Here is a 3554-nt window from a genome sequence, read left to right as displayed (position 1 = left end):
GCCGAACGGTCGGTGCCGGCCATCGCCGCCAGCGGGGCGTTCGCCTCACCGGCCATCGCGAGCGGGATCAGCACCAGCGGCCGGGAGTGGACGTGCAGGTGGCGGACGGTGGCGACGGGCTGGGCCCGGCCCGCGACCAGGGCCTGCGCGCGGGCGAGGGCGGTGAGCGTACTCATAGGATCTCGGCCCGCAGCCGGGCAGCGGCCTGGAGCAGCGCCGCGGCCTCGGCCTGCTCCTCGGTGGGCGTGGCGGTGCCCGCGGCCAGCGCGAGCGCCTCGGCCACCGTGTCGACCCCGCCGAGCGCGTCGCGGACCGGGCGGCCCAGCGCCGCCGTGCTGCCGGCCGCCTCGTGCCGGCAGTAGACCGCCAGCTCGCAGGTCGAGAGGCATTCCGGGGCGTAGCGGGCCTCGACGTGACCCAGCGCGGTGATCAGGTCGGCGGGCGCGAGCGCGACGTCGAAGCTGACGGACTCCGGCAGCTCGGCGGCCAGCGACGACACCGAGGCCAGCCGGGTCAGCTGGCGTTTCAGGGTGGAAAGCTGCTTGCGCACGTCCAGGACCACCGCGACCGGCTGGAGCGAGAAGTTCTCGGTGCAGACCAGCACGACGTCGTGGCTGACCAGGGCCGGGTCGTGACCGAGCTCCTCCAGCAGCCGGCGCAGGGCGAGCACGTAGACCGCCGCCTGCACGGCCGCGGCGGAGACCTTGGCGCTGTCGGCCTGCCCGTCCACGATCGCGAACGACTTGATCTCGACCACGTGCAGGCGGCCCCCGGCCTGGAACGCGATCAGGTCCGGCTCGAGGAAGACCCGCTGACCGGCGACGTCGAGGGTGAGCAGCGGGTGGTCGATGAGGGCGGCACCGGCCGACTCGGCGAGCAGCTCGCGGGTGCGCCCGTGCCGGGCCGTGAGCGTGTCGTCGGCGTCCTCACCCAGGTCGTCGTACGCCCCGGAGGCGTCCAGCCCCAGGCACCCGGCCAGCACCTCCCGCAGCAGCGCGCAGTCGTCGGCCTTGAGCATCGCCTCGAAGCCGTTGCCCCGGGCCAGCGCGAACCTCGACTGACCGAAGCTGCCCGGGAAGCCGATCCGCTGGGCCAGCTGGGGCTTGTCGACCCCGGCGGCGTCCAGCACGGCCCGCCGGGTGCAGCCGGGATTGCCGGTCAGCGCGGCGATCGTCCGGGCGTTGTGCCGCTTCGGCGGGGTGGCTCCGCGCAGCCGGTCGAGTCCCGCGGTCACGCGCGGCCCCGCTGCTGCGGCATTCGCGGCAGGCCGAAGAGCCGCTGCTGCTCGTCGAGACCCTCCCAGCGCTGCACGGTCTCGGCCGGCAGCGGCGCGACCGGGACGGCGGCGAGCGCTGTGCGGGCCGCGTCGGCCAGGGCGGCGGGATCCTGCACCGCGTACGCCTCCGGGCCGCCGGGGACCTCGTCGGCCAGGCGGCGCAGCAGGGCGGCGGCGGCCGCTCCGGCGACCTCACGCATGGCGATGAATTCGGCGATCCGGACGATCGCCGCGAACAGGTCGGCCCGCGGGGCCGCGACCCGGCCCTCGACCGGCCAGATGGAGAGCGTGAGCAGGCCCCGGGCGGCGGTCAGGTCCGGCTGCAGCGCAGGGCAGATGCGGTACGCGGACCCGTCGCCGGCCGGTCGTACGCGTTCCTCGTCGCGCAGCAGCGCCACCAGCGCCGTCACGGTCAGGTCGCCGTCGAACAGCGCGCCGTGCACGTCGACGACGAGCCGGGACGAGGCCGGGGCGCCGATCAGCAGCAGGGCCCGGCGGGCCTGCTCGCGGGTGCTCGGCAGCGTGCTCAAGCGGGTCATGGCGGCCGCTTCCGTCGGGGGGCTGGCGGATCGACTCTAGATCTTCGTACAGCGCCCGGGCAATGTGCGGACGACTCACCACGTTTCACCCACGGGAGGTGAATAAGCCGCGCGTATCGGACAGTCCCCCGGTGGCGCGCTACGTTCGGGGTATGCCGAAGGCCATCTGGAACGACGAGATCATCGCTGAGAGCGACGACACCGTGGTAGTCGAGGGCGTCTACTACTTCCCGCGCTCCTCGGTGCGCGAGGACGTGCTGCGCCCCTCGGACACGCACACCGTCTGCCCCTGGAAGGGCAAGGCGTCGTACTACACGCTCGAGTCAGGTGAGCACGTCACGCAGGACGCGGTCTGGTTCTACCCGGAGCCCAAGCCCGACGCCAAGGCCGTACGGGACCGGGTCGCCTTCTGGAAGGGCGTCAAGGTCGAGGCCTGAGGATCACCCAACGGCGCGGGCTCCCCAGGGGTCCGCGCCAACCAGCCGATCCGGGGCTAGCCGATCCGGGGGTGCGCGTCCTCGATCGCCGTGACCTCCAGATAGTCCAGCATGTCGCGCTGCTCGGCCTCGCCGAGGGCGTAGAACGCCTCGTAGGCCGAGGACCGCGAGTGCGGCGTCTCCGCCGCCAGCAGCGCGATGATCGCCGACCAGGCCAGCGAGACCCGGTCGAAGAGCCGCGCGGTCCGCAACGAGGTCAGCCGGCTCAGCATCGCCACCTTGGTCGCCGCGTCGTCGTCGACCGCGATCCGGTCCGAGAGCTCGAACAGCGCCTTGCCCCGGTACGGGTGCTCCGCCTCGACCAGCCGGGCCAGCTCGGCGTTGTCCATCCGGTCGACGGGCGGCGCGGGGCCACGGCGCGGCAGCTGCGGCCGGGAGTCCTCAGCGGGCACGGCTGTCCCGTCCGCTCTCGAAACCCACGCCCGGCACCTGGTGCGGCAGGGTCGGCCGGCTGGAGAAGGTGGGGAACGGCGGGGCCGGCATCACCGGGGCGTCCGGCTGCTCGGGACTGCCTTCGGCGTCTGCGGCCTCCTCGACCGCGGCGTCGATCTGATCGTGCACCTCGTCCTCCGAGCTCGTCGCACCCTCCACGTTCCGTCCCAGCACAGTTTGTCCTCCGTTGCCGACTTTTGCTGTGTTGGCGTCCTATGAGATCACGCCGCGTCAACCCCGGCGAGCGCAGCGTCCGGTAACGCCCGGACATCACCCGACCCGGCGACCGCCGTAATGTGGCGGCAATACATTGATCGTTGCCGGTCGGCAAGCAGCGCCGGCCCTGAGGTGAGGGTAGGTGCCCGTGGACGGGGGTACGAGCACCACCGGTGCGACACCCGAGTGGCGGTCCGCCATGGTCGACGTCTCCGGGCTGTCCCTGGCGGAGCTCGCCGGCGCGGGCCCGCCGGCGGAGACCGACGACTCGGTGCTGGCGCACTGCCTGCGCCGGCTGGCCGACGACCTGGCCCGGCCGGGCGAGCCGATCGCCGGCTTCAACTCGGCCCTCTGAGCCGTGGGTTCCACTGCCACCCTGCCGGTGCACCGGCTCAGCGACCCGGCGTTCGCCGCGCTCGCGGCGGGCCGCCCCGACGCCGCCACGCATTACGATCTGCGCCGGTCCCCGCTCAGCAAGCATCTGCTCCTGCTGCGCGAGCTGGTCGCGGCCGCACCGGTCCCGGGGTACGCCGAACTGGTCGCGGCCGAACGCGAAGATCCGGCCGCGGTCCGCGCCCTGCTGGCCCGCCCGCT

The 3554-nt window shown here is 73.7% G+C and carries 6 protein-coding genes and 1 pseudogene; 3 read left to right on the top strand and 4 right to left on the bottom strand.

The features are described from left to right. Positions 1 to 172: 172 nt before the first annotated feature. Together AB0C29_RS38715 and AB0C29_RS38710 are read right to left on the bottom strand one after the other, a co-directional pair. Positions 173 to 1234 (bottom strand): hypothetical protein, encoded by a 1062-nt coding sequence (locus AB0C29_RS38715; protein ID WP_360831416.1) that lies wholly within the window; start codon positions 1232 to 1234, stop codon positions 173 to 175. After that, entirely contained in the window at positions 1231 to 1815 is a 585-nt protein-coding gene (locus tag AB0C29_RS38710) for a hypothetical protein (RefSeq protein ID WP_360831413.1), read from the bottom strand. Before AB0C29_RS38710 ends, AB0C29_RS38715 begins: the two co-directional genes overlap by 4 nt. 152 nt (positions 1816 to 1967) lie before the next feature. Between AB0C29_RS38710 and AB0C29_RS38705 the strand changes: the two genes are divergently transcribed. Then, on the top strand, positions 1968 to 2252 hold the full coding sequence (locus tag AB0C29_RS38705) for a DUF427 domain-containing protein (RefSeq protein WP_360555289.1): 285 nt from the start codon (positions 1968 to 1970) through the stop codon (positions 2250 to 2252). A gap of 56 nt (positions 2253 to 2308) precedes the next feature. On the opposite strand, the gene AB0C29_RS38700 is transcribed toward AB0C29_RS38705, so the two are convergent. Then, the gene (locus AB0C29_RS38700; protein ID WP_360831411.1) at positions 2309 to 2704 is read right to left on the bottom strand and encodes a hypothetical protein; all 396 of its coding nucleotides are present in this window, start codon (positions 2702 to 2704) and stop codon (positions 2309 to 2311) included. Beyond that, positions 2694 to 2918, bottom strand: a complete 225-nt coding sequence (locus AB0C29_RS38695) for a hypothetical protein (RefSeq protein WP_360831408.1) — start codon at positions 2916 to 2918, stop codon at positions 2694 to 2696. Before AB0C29_RS38695 ends, AB0C29_RS38700 begins: the two co-directional genes overlap by 11 nt. 184 nt (positions 2919 to 3102) lie before the next feature. On the opposite strand from AB0C29_RS38695, the gene fxsA reads away from it, so the two are divergent. Together fxsA and AB0C29_RS38685 are read left to right on the top strand one after the other, a co-directional pair. Then, complete coding sequence (gene fxsA, locus AB0C29_RS38690) at positions 3103 to 3315, top strand: FxSxx-COOH cyclophane-containing RiPP peptide (RefSeq protein WP_360831405.1); 213 nt, start codon at positions 3103 to 3105, stop codon at positions 3313 to 3315. 3 nt (positions 3316 to 3318) lie between these two features. Next, positions 3319 to 3554 (top strand): annotated as a pseudogene (locus AB0C29_RS38685) (hypothetical protein); the annotation flags it as partial.

This window comes from Actinoplanes sp. NPDC048791, assembly GCF_040650095.1.
Lineage (GTDB): Bacteria > Actinomycetota > Actinomycetes > Mycobacteriales > Micromonosporaceae > Actinoplanes.
The sequence above is the reverse complement of the archived record's forward strand: the minus strand, read 5'-3'. Positions and strand labels throughout refer to the sequence as shown.

Coding starts and splice junctions, on each gene's coding strand:
- AB0C29_RS38710 (WP_360831413.1), bottom strand. CDS start 1,815: ATGACCCGCTTGAGCACGCTGCCGAGCACCCGCGAGCAGGCCCGCCGG.
- AB0C29_RS38705 (WP_360555289.1), top strand. CDS start 1,968: ATGCCGAAGGCCATCTGGAACGACGAGATCATCGCTGAGAGCGACGAC.